The 19,854-nt window shown below is 43.2% G+C and carries 12 protein-coding genes, 2 tRNA genes and 1 pseudogene; 3 read left to right on the top strand and 12 right to left on the bottom strand.

All coding sequences use genetic code 11. The annotated features are described in order from the left end of the window. Window positions 1-12 precede the first annotated feature (12 nt). The 6 genes and pseudogenes from OGM16_05140 to OGM16_05165 all read right to left on the bottom strand — a co-directional run bounded on the left by OGM16_05140 (window position 13) and on the right by OGM16_05165 (window position 6,259). Window positions 13-2,061 (bottom strand): DHH family phosphoesterase, encoded by a 2,049-nt coding sequence (locus OGM16_05140; protein ID UYJ47656.1) that lies wholly within the window; start codon window positions 2,059-2,061, stop codon window positions 13-15. A gap of 253 nt (window positions 2,062-2,314) precedes the next feature. Beyond that, on the bottom strand, window positions 2,315-3,496 hold the full coding sequence (locus OGM16_05145) for a transposase (protein ID UYJ47657.1): 1,182 nt from the start codon (window positions 3,494-3,496) through the stop codon (window positions 2,315-2,317). 620 nt (window positions 3,497-4,116) lie between these two features. Then, a pseudogene (locus OGM16_05150) lies at window positions 4,117-4,194 on the bottom strand (type II toxin-antitoxin system Phd/YefM family antitoxin). A gap of 4 nt (window positions 4,195-4,198) precedes the next feature. After that, entirely contained in the window at window positions 4,199-5,116 is a 918-nt protein-coding gene (locus OGM16_05155; protein ID UYJ47658.1) for a hypothetical protein, read from the bottom strand. 28 nt (window positions 5,117-5,144) lie between these two features. Next, window positions 5,145-5,513, bottom strand: coding sequence for a hypothetical protein (locus OGM16_05160; protein ID UYJ47659.1), 369 nt, complete (start codon window positions 5,511-5,513; stop codon window positions 5,145-5,147). A gap of 311 nt (window positions 5,514-5,824) precedes the next feature. After that, window positions 5,825-6,259 (bottom strand): doubled motif LPXTG anchor domain-containing protein, encoded by a 435-nt coding sequence (locus OGM16_05165; protein ID UYJ47660.1) that lies wholly within the window; start codon window positions 6,257-6,259, stop codon window positions 5,825-5,827. A 94-nt stretch (window positions 6,260-6,353) separates the two neighbouring features. On the opposite strand from OGM16_05165, the gene OGM16_05170 reads away from it, so the two are divergent. Then, the gene (locus tag OGM16_05170; GenBank protein UYJ47661.1) at window positions 6,354-7,475 is read left to right on the top strand and encodes an ISAs1 family transposase; all 1,122 of its coding nucleotides are present in this window, start codon (window positions 6,354-6,356) and stop codon (window positions 7,473-7,475) included. A gap of 40 nt (window positions 7,476-7,515) precedes the next feature. On the opposite strand, the gene OGM16_05175 is transcribed toward OGM16_05170, so the two are convergent. Together OGM16_05175 and OGM16_05180 are read right to left on the bottom strand one after the other, a co-directional pair. Beyond that, window positions 7,516-11,130, bottom strand: a complete 3,615-nt coding sequence (locus OGM16_05175; protein UYJ47662.1) for a hypothetical protein — start codon at window positions 11,128-11,130, stop codon at window positions 7,516-7,518. A 258-nt stretch (window positions 11,131-11,388) separates the two neighbouring features. Further along, window positions 11,389-12,696, bottom strand: a complete 1,308-nt coding sequence (locus tag OGM16_05180; GenBank protein ID UYJ47663.1) for a hypothetical protein — start codon at window positions 12,694-12,696, stop codon at window positions 11,389-11,391. 194 nt (window positions 12,697-12,890) lie between these two features. Between OGM16_05180 and OGM16_05185 the strand changes: the two genes are divergently transcribed. Together OGM16_05185 and OGM16_05190 are read left to right on the top strand one after the other, a co-directional pair. Beyond that, window positions 12,891-12,972, top strand: a tRNA-Tyr gene (locus OGM16_05185). 79 nt (window positions 12,973-13,051) lie between these two features. Further along, window positions 13,052-13,137 (top strand) — tRNA-Leu (locus OGM16_05190). A gap of 210 nt (window positions 13,138-13,347) precedes the next feature. On the opposite strand, the gene OGM16_05195 is transcribed toward OGM16_05190, so the two are convergent. The 4 genes from OGM16_05195 to tilS all read right to left on the bottom strand — a co-directional run bounded on the left by OGM16_05195 (window position 13,348) and on the right by tilS (window position 19,673). After that, entirely contained in the window at window positions 13,348-15,492 is a 2,145-nt protein-coding gene (locus tag OGM16_05195) for a glycoside hydrolase family 13 protein (GenBank protein ID UYJ48396.1), read from the bottom strand. Window positions 15,493-15,878: 386 nt separating this feature from the next. Continuing rightward, a complete protein-coding gene (gene ftsH, locus OGM16_05200) occupies window positions 15,879-17,720 on the bottom strand; it encodes an ATP-dependent zinc metalloprotease FtsH (GenBank protein ID UYJ47664.1) in 1,842 nt (613 codons plus the stop codon). A gap of 18 nt (window positions 17,721-17,738) precedes the next feature. Continuing rightward, window positions 17,739-18,275, bottom strand: coding sequence for a hypoxanthine phosphoribosyltransferase (gene hpt, locus OGM16_05205; GenBank protein UYJ47665.1), 537 nt, complete (start codon window positions 18,273-18,275; stop codon window positions 17,739-17,741). Window positions 18,276-18,278: 3 nt separating this feature from the next. After that, window positions 18,279-19,673: a tRNA lysidine(34) synthetase TilS gene (gene tilS, locus OGM16_05210; protein UYJ47666.1), complete on the bottom strand. Its 1,395-nt coding sequence runs from the start codon at window positions 19,671-19,673 to the stop codon at window positions 18,279-18,281. Window positions 19,674-19,854 lie beyond the last annotated feature (181 nt).

The following is a 19,854-nucleotide window of genomic DNA, read 5'->3' on the forward strand; positions in this document are numbered from 1 at the left end:
TCTGTTTCATCCCTACGATACATCTCCCTCATCCATCATCTGACGGATGACAGCTTTTAAGCGTTCCTTGGCCTCTTCAACTGTAATGCCCTGCATCTGGGCACCTGCAATGGTCCTGTGACCGCCACCGCCCAGTTTTTCCATCATAACCTGAACATTAACTTCATCAATGGATCTGGCGCTGAAATAAATAGTATTGTTATAGTCTGTAAGTACCACAGAAGCCTTGATCCCCTTGATCTCAAGAAGCTCATTCGCTGCCTGGGCACCAATAATGGTCGGGCTGTCCAGACCTTCTGCCGGGCATACACTGATGGCAAATGCGTCCATATAAACCTCTGCCGCCCTTACTGCCTCTGCCTTCGCCTGATAATCTACCATATTTTCACGGAACAGCTTGCGCACTCTTGTAACATCAGCACCGCTTCTTCTAAGGAATGCTGCAGCCTCAAAGGTACGTACACCGGTCTGGTTGGTAAAATTCTGGGTATCAATAACAATACCTGCATACATGGCATCTGCCTCGCAGGGCCTTACCTTGATCCCATCTGCAATATACTGAAGCACTTCTGCAACCATTTCGCAGGCAGAAGAAGCATATGGCTCCACATAAGAAAGAACTGCATTGTCGATCACTTCACTGCTGGTACGATGATGATCCAGAACCACGATCGTGCGGATCAGACGCAGAAGGTTAGGCTCATCAGTAATACTTGGACGGTTTACATCCACAACTACCAGCATGGTTCCTGCATCCACCAGTTCTGCTGCCTTTGCGCCTTTTAGGAACATATCATCAGGATACTCCGGATTGTTCTGGAAGCGCTCCATCATAGGACGCACAGAAGAGGTTACATCATTGAGTACGATATTGGCCTTTTTATTCATGGACATGGCAATGCGGTAAATACCAACTGCTGCACCGAAAGCATCAATATCTGCCATCCGGTGTCCCATGATCAGCAGACGGTCCTTATTATCCATCAGTTCCTTTAAGGCATGTGCCTTTACACGAGCCTTTACGCGAGTGGTTTTTTCCATCTGCTGGGCTTTTCCGCCGTAATAGAGGATCTTATCAGAATCCTTGACAACCGCCTGGTCTCCGCCACGGCCTAAGGCCATGTCAATAGATGTTCTTGCATATTCATAATTCTGCGCATAGCTCTCACCGTTCATACCAATACCGATACTTAAGGTGACTGCCATATCATTTCCAATATTTACAGTTTTTACATCTTCCAAAATAGAGAAACGCTCTTCCTGCATCCTGGCAATGTACTGCTGCTTGATGACAAAGAAATATTTATCCTTCTCAATGCTCTTTACAATACCATTCATGGAAGAAATGTACTTGCTGATCTTTCGGTCAATAAGTGCAGTCAGAAGGGAGCGGCGTACCTCTTCTACGCTTTCTAATGCCTCATCATAATTATCCAGATAAATAAGACCTGCTACCAGTTTCTGGTCATTGATCTGCTGTTTATAAAGAAGCATCTGGGTCTCATCAATGAGATAAATAGCAGTCACCAGGGAATTGCCTTCATCCAGCCCGCACTGAGACGCTGCTGCCTGAGTCTCTTCTGTATGGATCTCTTTCATGTCCACACGGTACTTCTTATCTTTAAATGCACTGTGTATACTTACCGTTTCGCCGCCGGTAACCAGCATTTCCTTTGTAATATCCGGAAACATCTGGGTAATATTCCTGATGGCAGCCTTGTCATCCCCAAGAATAGCTCCCATTTCCTGGTTCATCCACAAAATACGGCCTGTTATATCCGCCACACAGTAAGGCACCAGCATTTCTTCTAAAAACTTGCTCTTGCTCTGATCATAAGCCTGGGAAAACGCGATAAGTCCCCCCAATATGCCTTTTCTCCTGGAAAAATACAGCCATAACGCTATTCCAATATAGATAAGAGTAAAAAATGAAACTATAATGCCTGCTCTTAATGAAACTGCCCCCACAGCAGCTGTCAGCAGGACCATCAGGACCGATAAAAATAAAGGCCACTGAAGATAAATGCGGAAGCTCCCCCGCACCTTCCTTTTCTCATCCATAGTCTTCCTCCAATCGTATCCAAAAATGAATGGAATACGCCTATCTTATGAATTATACCATATGCGAGGTCATTCGTCCATGATAAACATTATCAGTCAGGGATTTCGCTTTTAGCACTGTATATTTATAAATAGTGCCCCTCTCACGCTTATTTTCTCTTTTGCTTCCTGAATAGCTGAATGCGCACAACGTCCCCCCTTAGTTAAATTTAGCTCATTTCAAAGCGCCTGTTTTTATTTTCCCACTGACAGACTATCCGCCCTTTTCATACAAGATACTTTTTACTTTTTCCAATAATAGCTCATCACAAAACTTCCGGTTCACACTTTTTCGGCTGATTCCACTTTCTTTAAATCTTTGAATACGGCGATACAGGTATAATTCTCTCATGTTGAAGCCGATGATCATCAGATCAAATATTACTTCTGTTGCTGCATGGCAATAGCAATGTTTTGCGTGATAATACGTTTTCAACTGGTGGAATCCATTCTCTTCTATATCCCATCTTCGGTTCATCATCTCCCATAAAACCCGAGGTTCCCCTTGATCCAGAGTCGTTACCAGCCACATCCGGCGTTCGTTTTCTTTCCAGCTTTCATGATATCGGATCACGCGAAGCTTATGGGGACTATTATCTATCTCAAATCCTGAAAGATCCCAGACTTCTATATTCTTTTTTCCACAGGTAAACGACCTTTTTTTCCCCTCATCCCGCTTAAACAGGCTTTCCGCATCCTGAAACAGTTCCCTTCGTTCATCTTTTAGTCGGATCACCGCATCCAGTCCGCACTCTTTTATCGTATTGATAAATGGGGCATTCAGATACAGCGCATCTGCTACGATCACATCTGCGAAATGTCCGTGTCTTTCCTTCAGACGTCTGATCAGCTTTTTTCCTCCTGTCAGTTCTCCTTCATCTTTTTCCGCTCCGTCCCTCGGTTTTAACATTTCCTGGCCCAGGATTACATGTGGCGTTTTTCCTACTGTCATACAGACCACGCTCCGGTGGAAATATTCTGTTTCACCTGCACGGTTTTTCCGGCTAAGGCAGTCCGAACAGGACTTTTTTGTGCTGTTGAACAATTCCACTCCATCGATACCGGCTACAACATATCCACCTATAGTCCCTTCCCGAAATACACGGTTGCTTTTTATGATATCGATCGTCTGGTCGTGGATCTCACGGATCTCATCTGGATCTATCTGGGTAAGAAGGTCACGGACCGCATCAATTTTAGGTATTTTTCCATGTATGCAGTTTTTCAATCGTTTTCCCATACTTTCAGGCGCAGAAAAAACTGTATGAAAACTCTCATACTGCAGCATCAGAAAGAGCAGTGCCGGCATGACGATATTAAATAATGGGATCGTTCTTCTTTTTCTTTTGTCCGATAACCCCTTGATTTTCTCCGGGATTTTATATACACTTTTCATATAAGTTAGCAGCTTCTTTAATGCTAATTTTTCATTAAGGACACCTTCTTTCGTGTTGTTTTGTGGGTAACATAATTATACAATAAAAGGTGTCCTTTTTGATTGCTTATGCAGAAAAAACAGTAACTTTTTATTCAATATGAGAATTCCCCGTTCTGCCAGATGGATCCCTTGCAAAACGGGGAACTTTTTATCTTAAAAGCGAAATCCCTGATTATCAGTCAGGGATTTCGCTTTTAGCACTGTATATTTATAAATAGCTCCCCTTCTACACTTATTTTCTCTTTTGCTGCATGACAATAGCAATGTTTTGCATGATAATACGTTTTCAACTGGTGGAATCTGTTCTCTTCTATATCCCATCTTCGGTTTATCATTTCCCATAAAACCCGAGGATTCCCCTGCGCCAGGGTCGTTACCAGCTTCTTTAATGCTAATTTTTCATTAAGGACACCTTCTTTCGTGTTGTTTTGTGGGTAACATAATTATACAATAAAAGGTGTCCTTTTTGATTGCTTATGCAGAAAAAAAAACGACCGCCGGATGAATATTCCGACGGTCGGTGGCTGTTTCATGATTTATTCGTTTTTTCTTTCTAAAACCTTTGAAGCTTCTGCTGCTCTGCCATTAACTGTAATAATGACCGCCTCCTTGTTTTCCTTACACAGCCTTGAAATATCACTGTAATGATTTCTCAGAAATTTATTTTACCTCTTTCACTTCTACATTACGATAGCTGCCACTACTCATACGGCTGAGTTCATGGTCAAGTCCGCCAATAATCGCAAACGCATCACGGGAATAATCACCAGTAAAACGCCAACATGCGTCTGAAAAATCTGGAAGTGTACCGTTTTCGCAGTACCATGTATTTCCACGGCGTACAACCTGATAAGGTCCCATGTTGCTCCATGCCCCTTTATAATAATTCGTGGTTAAATACCCATAGGTATCATGGATCCCATAGCGGCCAAAATCCCAGGTCCATCCACTTTTACTTATGCTCGTATCCAGATATCCGTCCTCATTAAATTCATAAATTTCCCATGTTCCGTCATTGTCATCATCTGTCATCCACACAATATCTCTTACATATGGATCATGCATGTATTTAAAGTTGATATCCATGTCTGGATACACATAGAACCCGTCCGCTTTTTTGAACTTAAATCCTTTTTCATCACGCTCCCATGTGCCATTGGATACCTGATACGTTTCGCCAGGCTGCAGATTTCTGCGGATTCCATTGCCATTTACAACAGCCCCTGCCGGAAGCTTGGTAGGAGTTCCCTGCATTTGTACAAGCCCGTTTACCACCCATTGGCCATCGTAATTTACAGTATAGCCATCTGGTGTGACATTAATTCCAGGCATGTTCTCACCCTGTTCCGTAGCTATATAGCCATCTTCCTTGAAATAATAACATTCCAGTGCGCCATCACCATCTTTATCCAGCCACTTCCACTGATTCGTCGGATAACTTCCATCGCTCTCTTCATACCACCAGCCATAATATTTATGACGCTTCCACTCACCTGCCAGCGCAGTTGATGTAGTTCCAACAACCATAGCTGCTGCCAGCGCAAGCACTGCAGCCTGCTTAAAAAATGCGTTTCTCATACGTTTTTCTCTCTGTATCCCTTTTTCTTTACCACTGCTGGATATCAAACATATTTCCCCATGGATCAATATATTTAACCTGGACCACGCCGCCAGGAACCAGATTCAGATCCGTAGTCCATCTGCCTTTTTCATTAACATAGTAGCCGTCCGGAGTAGTGGTATTCACTAAAATATAACCATCTGCGTCAAAATAGTAGCAATGAGCAATGTTTTCCCCATCATTGATCCACTGCCAGCCATTTGAATACCACTGACTGTTATCTTCATTTGTACCATACCACCGGCCCTTATCATTCTGCTGCCAGCCAGAAGCAAACGCAGTAACACTCATAGCTCCCATAAGTGCTGCTGTCATCATCACTGCTGCAATAGCCTTTGTTTTTCTTTTTCCCATAAATAATTCCTCCGTAAGTGCAAAATTTACTATATGAAGATATTATACGATCTTTTATCCTGAAATTCAATCTATCCCTGATTCTCACGGGGATTCCGCTTTTAGCACTGTATATTTATAAATAGCTCCCCTCCCACATTTATCGGCGATACATGTATAATCCTCTCATGTTGAAGCCGATGATCATCAGATCCAATATTACTTCTGTTGCTGCATGGCAATAGGGTGGTTATTTTTTTAAGCAAAAAAATCCCGGCTGTGGGATTTTTCTCCAAAAGCCGGGATCCTGTTAATTTTTAAAATCTTTTTTCTTAATCTTCTTTTGTTTTCTTTCCAAAGAAACCTGCTGCGCCTAACGCAATAGCAGATACAAACAGCACGATCTCTTTTCCAGCACTCTGTCCGGTCTTTGGAAGAGCTGCTAACGGAACTTCATCTTCCGGGATAGAAACCGGTTCCTGTGGAAGAGCTTCTGTTGGAAGTTCAGCTAACGGAACTGTTTCCTCCTGAATGGTCACTCCAGGACCTCCATTGCTTGTGACAATAGAACCATGGCCTCCGCTGCTGCTTCCACCACCAGAGCCGCCGCCTCTGTTAGAAGTAGAATTGCTGTTATAATATACATTGAATACCAGATCACCATTTAAACTGCCTGCCGACTGTCCGCCTTCGTAACGGATCCAGGTATATCCGTCAATCGCTTTGTTAAGCAGGGCATTTACATCATAGCTGCTGCCTTCCTCCATGTAATCAGAGTTGTAGGCACGACAAACGCATGAGTAAATAAATTGTGAACACGCTCCTTTTCTGATAAAATTAAAAGAAAAGGGGCGTTGATACATGCAGGAATTATTAGATTGGCTGGAATACATAAAAGATGATCGTCAGCAAAGGAAAGTTCGTCATACATTAAAGGACATTCTTGTTATTGTGTTGTTTGCAACATTAGCAAATGCAGATGACTGGGTAGAAATGGCATTATTTGCAGAAAATTATCAGGATTATCTTCGCAAATATATAGAGTTAAAAAACGGAATACCATCTCATGATACAATAAGACGCGTAATGGGAATGATATCACCAGAAATCCTGCAGCAGCTCTATGGAAAATGGCAGGATCGTTTAAATCAGGACGATGGGGAACTGCTGAAGAAGATCATCTGTATCGATGGAAAAACCATGCGTTCCAATAAAAGAGGAGATGGGAAGGCGGCCCACATTGTATCAGCATGGAGTAAGGAGGATGGTTTTTGCCTTGGTCAAAAAGCAGTTGAAGAAAAAAGCAATGAGATCGTAGCGATCCCGGAATTGCTGGACAAGATCCAGATAAAAGGCCAGATCGTAACAATCGATGCAATGGGAACGCAGACTGCAATAGCGGAGAAAATAAAGAAAAAACGGGCAGACTATGTGCTGGCATTGAAGAGAAATCAAAACAGTCTGTATGAAGATGTACAAGAATACTTTTCAGACGAAGAGTTCCAAAAAGAGATCCGTGAAAGAGGTAATTACAAAAAAAACCAGGAAAAAGCACATGGTCAGATCGAGATAAGGGAGTATTATCAGACAGAGGATATAAAGTGGTTAAGTCAAAAAAAGAAGTGGAAAGGACTGTCCAGCATCATAATGGAAAAGAAAACCCTGAAGAAGGAAGGCAATACAGCCATAGAGTATCGTTATTTCATTAGCAGTTTGAGGGCAGATATCGAACAGGTCAGCCGTGCAGTTAGAGGACACTGGAGTATAGAAAGCATGCACTGGTATCTGGATGTAACATTCCGGGAAGATGCGAACACAACAATAGATAAGCTGGCAGCACAAAATTTGAATATCATAAGGAAATGGAGCCTGAGTATTTTGAAACCGGCACAGATGACAAGGCATAAGCTGTCGATGAGAAAGAAAAGGTTTGTAGTTAGTTTGCACCCGATTCAATATCTGGAAGAACTTTTAGAAGCTTAAAAAAATGAAATATAGTAAAAAAAGAATTGACAGGGGATAATCATTCATGCGTTTGTCGTGAGTTGTAGGAAGCAGTAATGCTTGCACCTGTTCGCTCATTAATGTAATTGATCACGATATTATACTGGCTTGGAAGTACCCATTTTGCGTAGATGGTCTTTTCTTCCTGTCCTTTAGATACATCATTAATATCCTCAGATACCTTAGAATCAGCTGTAAAACGTATGTTTAACAGCTTATTTAATTCTGCCCAGTTGCCGCTTCTTGCATAATCTACTGCTGCACCTTCGTCATCAGCTACATACCAGCCTGCAAATTTGTATCCGTCTCTTACAGCCACCGGAAGTTCGCCTTCAGTTAAGTTCATGCTGTTTCCGAAAATGGTGTAGTCTGCTGCATAGCGGTCGGAAGTTTCTTCCGGATTTCCTGTATTTCCTACTGCACTGCCATCACCACGGGCATTGACTAATGCCACATTTCCCTGTACAGCAGTACCGAAAGCATTGATCTTGCCTTCTGTTGCGTCATAATGAAGAACAGATACAGGGGCCCATACATATGCATTGCCGCCAGTGCCGTTTAAGTCTTCTGCTGCTGTGTTGTAGCGGAAGGAATAGTCCACAGTCTCATTTACATTAGGATCCAGATATGTGAATTCCTGAGTCATGGAATCCCCAACTTCCAGATTTTTGGAACCATGTAAGTTAAATCTTGTAAGCTTGGTTCCGTAAATATTAACAGGAGCTGTATAAATTTCATTTTCAGCTTTTAAATCATTCAGAGTATATTCGCCAGTCATATTATCACGGTCACCCTGAAGAGAACCATTTATTATAACTGTATCCTGCTTACCACTTGTATAGTCAGCAGTTCTTACTTCACCCTTAAGGATATCACTGTTTGTTTGAACTTTCGCTACCGTTTTTCCATCCAGTGTTAATTCTGCATTATACAGGTCATGATAGGAAATTCCATATTTTGCGTTTTCTGTTGCAGAGATAATAGAATCACTTACCTCTACTGTTCCTCTGATAACTGCAATTCCTGAAAAATGAATGGCATCATGTTTATTTACATTTACATTATTTACTCTTTCTCCGGATGCTCCAATATTTTCAGAAACACCATTTTTATCTGCATACAGTTCAGAAGAAATAACCTGAACATTTCCCTTGTCTTCCGTAGATGCAAAAGCAATACCACTTCCGCCATTTCCCTGAGCGTAAATGGCAGAACCCACGATCCTGGTCTCTGAACCGCACAGTGCAATTCCGTTTCCTGTATTCCACGGATAATCACCGCAATAATATGGCTTATCTGAACGATTATAATTTCCGTAGCATTTCAAACCATTATCATTTGCATAAATGGTAGAATTTTCAATATTGGCTGAAGATTCTACCCAGATTCCACAGTTGGCACCACAGTTATTGGCTGTGACCGTAGACTTTTCTACTTTCAAGCTTTCAGCATACAAATTAGAAGAAGTATAACTAACTCTGGCCCATGGATTATCAGAATTGCGGCTGATATCTACCAAAGAGTTTAATATTTCAATATCACCGCCATTGGTTCCCCAGGAACCATTTTCATTCATCTCAACGGAAGGACAATCTTTAATCCGGATCAGAGACAGATTTGCACCAGCATTCACGCAGACAGCATCTATGCCATTCTTATTCATCTTTACTTCCTGGCAGCCATCAACAATGATCTCTGCGTTCATATACTGTCCATCACCCTGATGAATACCACTTGCAGTATTATCAGAGAGATCAAGTAATGTACACTCAGTAAAGGTTGCTTTTAATACACCAATCGGGCTGCTCTGCGTTCCGGGTTCTGCTCCATATGTATAAATTCCCGCTTTATTTCTCACCAGTTCAACAGAAGAACCTTTCTCTGCAATTAAATAATAATCACCTTTACCATTTAAGGAAATACCATTTCCTGTTAATGGTCCATCTACCATAACATTATCGTGAACATAGAATCTTGTATTTCCAGTAATTGTAATATTGGCATCACCGTCAATATTATATGCATAAATACCATTAGAAGCCCCATCAATTTCCAGAGTAGCCTCTGCTCCATTACCAATGGTAAGGGAACTTCCCTTCTTTACTTCAAATGCATTTTTAGCTGCAGTATATGTAAATTTCACCTCTTCTTCTGGAACGATTGTAATATCTCTGCCTTCAGGAATGGTTAATGCCATATCCTTATATTCGCCCTTGCTGAATACAATAACAGAATTTTTAACATCATTAATAACATTTTGAATATCCGCAGAGTTCATATCCGGGCTGACCACAGCATCTGCTGCCTTCACCACTTTCTTTGTAAATGCCACAGCATACTCTGAAAAATGCTCTGCCTCAAAGGAAACCTCTGAACCGGTCTCACCGGCTACATCTTCTGCTGCTACCTGGGTGAGTTTGTCTTCTGTATCATCTACATGAAGAACGGAAACCTTATCTGCCTGGGCGATCTTTTCTTCGATCTCAGTTCCTGTAAAGGTTACAAGAACTGTTCCATCTGCCCATGCGCTGTATACAGTATCCGCATCTGCCAGAGTGATGTCATAGACCACTACATCCTGGATCTGGTTTTCCTGTGGATCTAACTGTGCTACCTTACCGGCTTCGATGTCTTCTACCACTTTATCTTTAGACTGCTCTGTTACTTCTTCTACATGAAGCTTCGCATCGGCGGAAATACCGCTTTCCCTGGTATTCCATTTTGCAGTAACAGTGACACCATTGATTTCAGTACTGTCTTCTGCTTCATATACAGACAGGTCTTCATTATCCATTTCAACAATGATCTCTGCATCAGCTTCTACGTTTTCGATCTGGTAAGTCTGGAACTTCTCACCATCATTCTTTCCTGCATTTTTCTTCTGTGCATTGGAAGCAGATGCTGTATCTATATCTTCTACTGCAGAAATCTCAGCACTTTCACAGGAAATATTTTTGATCACATAGCCTTCCTGCGCTTCTACAGTAAACACAGCATTTTTGCCGGCTGTCACAGATGATGGGCCTTCTACTTTTGCTCCTTCATCCGGGTCAACGGAATAAGTCAGCTTGTATGTACCCTTCTTCGCCTCAGAGTTCTCTTTTACTGTACTCTTGCCGCCTTCAGGACCATTTGCTTCTTCAGTACCAGACTGTTCTCTGCCTTCATTCCCGGATCCGTTTTCATCTTTATTTTCTTCAGATTTATTTTCCCCAGAACTGTTTTCGCTGCTGTCTTCACCAGCGTTTTCTCCCTTTTCAGACTCTCCCTGATTCTCTCCCTGATCAGAGCTTTCTCCCTTTTCGCCGGAATTTTCATTTCCAGAATTTTCCTCTCCGGAATTTTCTTCTCCGCCATTTTCGCCTTCAGAGTCGTTCCCGTCTCCATTTTCTTCTTCGGATCCGCCCTCTTCAGGATCATTGCCGGAATCTTCTCCTGCGTCTGCTTCCCCAGAACCGCCGTTTTCTTCCTCACCGCCAGCTTCCTGTCCTTCCTCACTTCCGTTTTCCTGGGACTCTGCCTCTGCTGCATATACCATATTTACACAGGAACCAATATTGGAAAATGCCAGTGATAATGCTGTCAGCATAGCAAGATAACGTGAACGCTTTTTAAATTCATTCCTTTTTACCATACACTTTTCCTCCTCATCTATCTCCCTATAGTACATCGTTTCGTAAATAACTGTACCAGTAAATACAACATGATAACTGCTCATGATCTTCACTGTTATATATGATTTTTTCTGATGAACTAATCATACAACAGCAGGCATTTCATAAACCATTTCACAAATACTGAAAAATTTAATAATTTCAACATTTTTTATATTTGTAACCGTAATGTAACCATTTTTTATATTTGTAACCGTAATGTAACCATTTTTTATAACTTATAACTGACTGTCTCCTTTGGCACGGCTTCCCCGCTCTGTCTTTTTCCTTCTTTCTTTCGCTTTTAACAGCTCCTCTGGCAGATCCAGCCATTCTTTTAATGGGATACTTTCCGTCTGCACCTCTGCTTTTCCCCCGCATGCCTTGCGAAATGCTGCAATGATCCTGTTTTCTACGGAAACTGCCTTTTCTGGTTTCAGGTCATTTACCAGGATCAATATCTGTTCCCGGTTGTATCTGGTATAAATATCACTTCTCCGTAACGACGTACATACACACTGATCCAGCTTGTCCATATACTCCTGCTGTTTTTCCTCTTCTGCCACAGCAATTCCCTGACGGTCTCTTATGGTACATACCATCAATATCCCCTGGTGTCTTCTTCGTTCTGCTGCCCTTACTTCCATACGGTAACAATCAATAAAACCTGGATAACTGCAGCAATATGCCCCAGGGATCCATTCCTTTTCACATAACCACTCTTTTATGTTTTCCAGATTTTTCGGCTGCTTCTCCATATACTGGCGTAAGGACTTAAACCGTTCCCACATCTGCTCCGAAACCGCCATTCCCTGCTCCGCAAAAATGGCTTTTACCCCATCTTTATAGGCTTCTACTGCTTCTTTATACTTCTGCATTCCCATAAAGCCATCCATTTTCAGCTTTGTCCATTCTTCTGTAGGATATAAACGCATAGCATCCTTCGTTACCTGGACCAGGCTTTTATAATCTTCCTGCTGCTTTAAGATCTGGCACAATGCCTGTACACATTTAAAATAGATCTCCTGGAAATGGCCTCTTAAATTCTCCACCCATACTTCACCGGAAAGCGGGGCTAAAAACTCCCCTCCATAAAGGCTGCACGCTTTTTCCAATAATCCTCTCCGGACTGATACATCCGTTTCGCCCCGGCTCTGTTCCCACAGCTGCTCTAAAAGAACCGCATCCATCTGAAAATCCCCCATGCCTTCAGGTTCTGTGAGATAGTAAATATTTTTATCCACCATCACATATGTATGCTCCGGAAGTGCTGACTGCATCAGAAGCTTTCTCAGCCTGCTGGCATTAATACGCAGTGCATTGGCTGCATCTGTTGTCTTCCTGTCATACAGCGCATCCTGCAGCGCTGTTCTTGTAATGCCTTTTGTTCCTGCATAAGCTAAAAGAAGAAACAGCTGGCAGGCTTTCCCTGTTATAGATGTATGCAGCGAAATTATCTCATCCCCTGAAGTCAGCCGCATCGTCCCCAATGTCTGAATATATAATGTACATTTTTGCTCCCCCTGGTCTATCTGTTTCATGTACATAATATGCCTCTTTCCGATAAAATATGAATGGTAGGGATCCGTTTATTTTTGATTTTTTTATTGTAGCACATCTCCAATTTTTGGGAATATTATTTTCTGTAACTTTCTTAAAAAAATTTTGAAATTTTTTCCTCATAAAACTATTGATTTTTCCCTTTTCTTATGGTATTATCATTACTGCTTGTAAAAGCCATGGGCGAATTCCCGAGTGGCCAAAGGGGACAGACTGTAAATCTGCTGGCACTGCCTTCGGTGGTTCGAATCCACCTTCGCCCATTTACATACCTGCTAAGGGTGACAGTGCCTGCACGTATGCATTCTGATTTCAGCGATAGGTATGTATGAAAAAGAATATGCCGTAGTGGCGGAACTGGCAGACGCCCGGGACTTAAAATCCCGTGGGTAGTGATACCCGTACCGGTTCGATTCCGGTCTACGGCAGCTTTTAGAACAGAGCCTTTGTGGTTCTGTTCTTTTTTTACATAAATAATATTTTCTGTTTACAGAGCCTGCCAACGTCAGCTTCTTCCAGACACATGCCATCAAAAAAATGAGCAGACCACAAAAAAAGTCTGCTCAAAAATATTTCTGATATCCGCAGCCGGTCTGATCCCGGCTGTTTTTATATTTTATATCTTTTCTTTTAACTGTCTATTCCCGTCCAACTGCCTCCGGCCGTTCTTTTTCTTTCGCTTCTTCCCCGTCCTCCACAAATCTGGATCTTAACACTGGATAGAAATCTTCCGGATGAGAAGTAAATACAGCACCGCTGTAAGCAGGCATTCTCACTTTCAAAATGCCATCTTTTACATAGTAGAATAAGATTCCCGCGTTGTATCCCTCTTCTGTTGTGAGGATCGGCCGTCCTAAGATGTCCTCATCGGTCACTCCTAACTGCCATACTGGAATTTCCATAGTGGTCGGCTGAGGCAGATTGGAAATAATAGTCACTGTCTGGTACTTTCCCCACATACGTCCATAGGCGATCTGCTGGTTCGCTGCAAACAATGGCTTTACAGCCCCTTTTCGCAGTGCAGGAAGGCGTTTGTGTATACCGGCCATATAGCGGTGGAATTCCATTAATTCCAGGTCTTCTCTGCCCCATGGATAGGTTCGCCGGCTGTCAGGATCTGTCCAGCCGCATACACCAGCTTCATCACCGTAATACAGCGTAGGTGCACCCGGCCAGGTCATCTGGATCATGACCGCTTCTCTCATAACACATTTCTTTACGTTTTCAGAAGCCCGCTCCGGCCCCATATTGCCAATGCGGCCTACTACCTGGTTTGTCCTGGTAAGAAAGCGGGAATGATCATGGTTTGACAGCTGGTTCATGGCTGTAAATACAGTATTCGTCTGCATCCGGCTCATATGATAAGCCATGGCATCAAAGAAAGACTGGCCATTTCCGTAAAGTCCGCCGTTATAGCTGTCACTGTGCTTTTCCATACCTGTAAGAAACCATGTGACCGGCTCCATAAAGGCATCATAATTCATAATAGAATCCCATTCATCTCCCTGAAGCCAGCCGGAAGGATCGCCGTAGTGTTCTGCAAGGATCAGTGCCTGTGGATTTGCCTCTTTTACAGCCTTTCTGAAGCTCTTCCAGAAAGCATGGTTATATTCCGCTGTATGCCCCAGATCCGCAGCTACATCTAAGCGCCAGCCGTCTGCACTGTAAGGTGGGGAAACCCATTTTCTGGCCACATTTAAAATGTATTCTACTAACTTATCAGAGCCTTCATAATTCAGCTTCGGCAGTGTATCATGCCCCCACCATCCATCATAAGTCTTATTATAAGGCCATGCCTTGTCACTGTTGTCATTGAAGCGGAAAAAGCTGTGATATGGGCTGTCCTTTGAAATATAAGCCCCCGGCTCATAGTCCCCGGAACGTTCATAGATCTGCTCTGCATCCAGCCATTTATTAAAGGATCCGCAGTGATTAAACACACCGTCCAAGATCACCTTCATGCCGCGGTTATGGATCTCTTTTACAAATTCTGCAAAAAAGGCATCACTGGCCTTAAGATTCTCTCTGTCAGCAGAACGGACTACATAACGCTCTGCCTTTTTATTATCCTCTGCATTCTGATCCACCAGAGAACCGCCGTCTTTTACGATCTTTCCAAAGTGAGGATCAATATGTTCGTAGTCCTGGCAGTCATATTTATGGTTTGAGGGGGATACAAATACTGGATTCAGGTAGATGACCTCTACTCCAAGGCTCTGAATATAGTCCAGCTTGTCCCACACACCCTGAAGATCACCGCCGTAAAAGCAGCCTACATCCATAGTAGACGGATTTCTGCTCCAGTCATTGACCTGATACACTGGTCTTCCAATATAAACATACTCACAGGACTGTACATCATTAGTGGGATAACCATTGCAGAAGCGGTCCACAAAAATCTGGTACATCACTGCGCCCTTTGCCCAATCCGGGGTATGAAAGCCGGGTGTGATCTTAAAATCAAACTGGTCTGTGTCCTGATCCGATGGTCCCAGACGGTTGTAATGACAGACTTCACCATCATTTTCGATCTTAAAATGATAAAGTATCTGCGCTTCTTTCACTGTTATCTTATGTTCATAATAATCAAACAGACTGTCAGAAGCAGCTTTTTTCATCAAAACAGCTTTCTTCTTTTCTATATAATAAACATGATCTGCACCGTTTTTTGCCGTCCGCATCCGCACTGTAACCATATCACCGGCATCCGGCTCTGAAGGCATACGATAATCCTGGGTTTCTGCTGAAAACAGGGCTTCCCTGTTTATCTGGATATCACTCATCACACGTTTGTCCTCTTATTTCCTAAACTCTTGAAAAACATTCGTAATCCACTCATTTTTCTTCAAAAAATGGCTTCTTACTCATCATTAATATTGTAAATCAATTTTCTTAAATATGCAACACGCCGGTATACCGGTTCTTAACTGCAACAACCTTCTAAACCCCAGTTTTTTCCAGGTGTCCAGACATGGGAAAAGCCTGGCGGGGTAGCCAGGCTTTTCAGGAGAAGGTATTTCGTTTCTTATGGGGTGTAGCAAAAACTATATAATGTATTGGGGGGTTACGTCTATTATAATAGCATAACCCCCCATAAAAGTGTGCACAAATATGAATTTTTTTTACTGTTTTCTGCTGTCAAAATTGACAGACACTTTCTGATCCTGTTTTACACCTCACCGTCATTATGCATGACAGGTTCATGATTTTTAAATAATCCTTCAAATTCTTCCTGTCCGATCTTCTCTTTTTCAATAAGAAGAGCAGCACAGGAGTGGAGCACATCCTCATGTTCCAGAATGATTTTTTTCGCCTTGCTGTAGCATTCATCTACGATCCGCTTAACTTCCTCATCGATCACATCTGCGATCTCATTTCCATAAGACTTGGTGTGTGCCAGGTCGCGGCCGATAAATACTTCATCCTCATCACTGCCATACTGGATCATTCCCACGCGGTCAGACATACCATACTGAGTGACCATGGCCCTTGCAAGCTTGCTTGCCTGCTTGATATCCTGGGAAGCTCCGGTGGTCACATCCTTGAAAATGATCTCCTCTGCAATACGTCCTCCCAGATCCACCATGATATTCTGAAGCATCTTGCCCTTTGTATTGAACATTTCATCCTTTTCCGGTAGCGGCATGGTATAACCGGCTGCACCAACACCTGTAGGGATAATGGAAACTGTATGCACAGGTCCTACATCAGGAAGCACATGGAACAGGATCGCATGACCGGCTTCGTGATAAGCGGTGATCTTCTTGTCTTTTTCAGAAATCACACGGCTCTTCTTCTCAGCACCAATGCCAACCTTTACAAACGCCTTGTCAATATCTGCCTGACGGATAAAACGGCGGTTATCTCTTGCAGAGATGATCGCAGCCTCGTTCATCAGGTTTTCCAGATCTGCGCCTGTAAAACCGGCAGTTGTCTGTGCTACTCTGTGAAGGTCTACATCTTCACTTAATGGCTTTTCTTTCGAATGTACCTTTAATATCTCTTCTCTTCCCTTTACATCCGGACGGCCTACAGCCACCTTGCGGTCAAAACGTCCCGGACGAAGGATTGCCGGATCAAGGATATCTACACGGTTGGTAGCAGCCATAACGATGATGCCTTCATTGACACCGAAGCCATCCATCTCAACCAGAAGCTGGTTTAATGTCTGCTCTCTTTCATCATGTCCGCCGCCCATACCGGTACCTCTGCGGCGGGCCACTGCATCGATCTCGTCAATGAAAATGATACATGGGGCATTTTTCTTTGCTTCTTCAAACAGATCGCGGACACGGGAAGCGCCCACACCTACGAACATTTCCACGAAGTCAGAACCGGAAATGGAGAAAAACGGAACTCCTGCTTCCCCGGCTACTGCCTTTGCAAGAAGGGTTTTACCGGTTCCAGGCGGGCCTACTAAAAGCATTCCCTTAGGGATACGCGCACCTACGCTGGTGTATTTCTGAGGATTTTTTAAGAAATCCACTACTTCTTCCAGCTCTTCTTTTTCCTCTTCCAGACCAGCTACATTAGTGAAATTCACCTTACTGTCACGGCTGAGCTTTGCACGGCTTCTGCCAAAATTCATCATTCTGGCATTTGAACCGCCTCCTGCTGCCCCACGGTTCATCATAGTAACGATCACAACAACTACTACGATTGAAAGCATGAAAGGCATTACCACAGTAAGAAGTGTATTCTCCTGAGGTACTTCCTCCATGGAATAATCAATGTTATTGTCCTTTAAAAGCTGCTCTGCATCTTTTACGTCAGATACATTCTGGCGGACGGACTGACCATTGGCCAGTGTAACTGTCACATATCCGCTTGGTGTCTGTGGATTTGGACTGATCACTGCATCTGTCACGCTTCCGCTTTCCAGAACCTGGGTAAATTCCTGGGCTGTCACCGCCTCTGCCTGTCTTGCATACGGAAAACGCAATGCAAGCATCAGAAGGAACAGCATCAGGATAATAAACATAAAACCTCTGAATGTCTGTTGCTGTCTCAACGAATTGCCTCCTTAAATTTACTGTTCAGGCTCCTGCTCTACCACGCCGATGTATGGCAGGTTGCGGTATTTCTGGTCATAATCCAGACCATAACCTACTACAAACTCATCCGGGATAGTAAAACATGTATAATCTACAGTCACCTGCTTCTTCACACGGCGCTCCGGCTTGTCAAGAAGGGTACACAGACGGATATCCTTCGGTCCTCTCTGCTTTAATACCTCGATCAGGTATGCCAGAGTACGTCCGGAGTCAATAATATCTTCTACGATCAGGACATCTTTTCCCTCTAACGGCTCATCAAGATCCTTAATGATACGTACTACTCCGCTGGATACAGTACCTGAGCCATAGCTGGATACGGACATGAAATCCATAGAAACCGGCACTTTCAGTCTCTTTGCCAGCTCACAGGTGAAAAATACGCCTCCCTTTAAAATGCAGATCAGGTGAATGCTCTTTCCAGCATAATCTTTATTAATGCACTCTGCTACCTCATTAATCCGCTTATCTACTTCTTCTTCTGTTAATAACACACGAATTTTGTCTGCCATGATTTATCCTCCGTTTTTGATCTTAACCTGTAATACTCGTTTTGTATCTGGCCCTATCTTATAATAATTGCTGATGCGCCACCCTATGATCCACATGATATGGTCTCCGTCTGCCAGCAGTGCCACCTGCTCCCGCTTATCTGCAGGTATCTTTTCATCGATCATAAAGCGGCGAAGCGCTTTTTTGCGGTCTTTATCCAGCATAATATAATCTCCGGTCTGTCTGGTCCTGACAACGGGCGTACCCTTTATTTTATCACAATCAAACCATTTCGTATACATCTTTTGCGGAAATTCCATGGCTTTTTCATAAGAAAAAACCTCAAATTCTGGCTCCGGAAGGGAAGTTTTTAACGTTTCTTTTACAGCGTCATCTGATCCTTTATTTTTCCCGGCATTTTCATGTACCCCGATCTTTACCCCGCCATATACTTTTTCCGCCTGCAGGCCATAGGGAAGGCTGATCCTGCGTCCCGTCTGCTTCCCAAACAGTTCTGCCGTCTGTTCCCCGTGGACCAGGCTCAGATCCTTTGCCGATCCGGCATATTGTTTTAAAAGTTCCATGATGCTGTACAGCTGGATCACCGGATCTGCCTGCTTAAATGGTTCTTCCGGGATCATACAGTGATCATCTGCCAATGTGACCTGTTCCCTGATCCATTCTTTTGCCTGTTTTTTTAAATAGGCATCTGCCATTCCTGCCAGATATCCGGCCCTTCGTATCCCCGCTTCCGCCCCGGTGGTTATCTCTTCTTTAACAGCCGGAAGGATATGACTGCGGATGCGGTTTCTTGCATAATGATCCGTATCATTGCTGGAATCATTGACCCAGGAAATTTCCTTTTCTTCCAGATATGCCAGTATCTCTTCCTTCTCTGCATCTAAAAGAGGTCTTATAATGTTTTCCCGTACATAAGGAATGCCTTTTAAACCTCCAAGCCCGCTTCCACGGAATAAATTCAGCAAAATAGTCTCTGCCTGATCCCGGCTGTGATGGGCCACTGCTATTTTAACCGGTCTTTTTGTTTCTTTTTCCCAGTTTCTTCCAGTTTCTTCCAGCGCCTGATACCGGATCAGACGTCCGGCCTCTTCTTCTGACAGCCCATTTTCAGAAGCATATTGTTTTACATCTGCTTTTATCATATGACAGGGGACATGAAAAGCTTCACTGATTTTTTGTGAAAAGGCTGCATCCCGGTCCGCTTCTTCCCCGCGAAGACCATGGTGTACATGCAAAGACCTAAGCTTTAATCCAAATTCCTCTCTCATATCTGCAAGCAGACTTAAAAGGCAGACAGAGTCTGCCCCGCCGGACAGCGCAATGATCACAGGATCACCCGGCTGCAGCATATGATGTTCTTTTATGGTCTGCCTTACTTTCTGTTTCAGCTTCTCCATGATGATCTTATTTCTCCTGCGCTTTTTCTATTTGTCTGCACCATATCTGCCTTTATCACAGCTATGCTGCTTTCGCGCACTTTTAATATACCTGTATCTCTCCCCATAAGCAAGGGGCATTTCCTTTTAGATCTTTACTTTTGTTACAGTTCAGCCATGCGCTGGTTTGAATGAGGGAGTG

This window comes from Lachnospiraceae bacterium (assembly GCA_025758065.1).
Classification (GTDB): domain Bacteria; phylum Bacillota; class Clostridia; order Lachnospirales; family Lachnospiraceae; genus Enterocloster.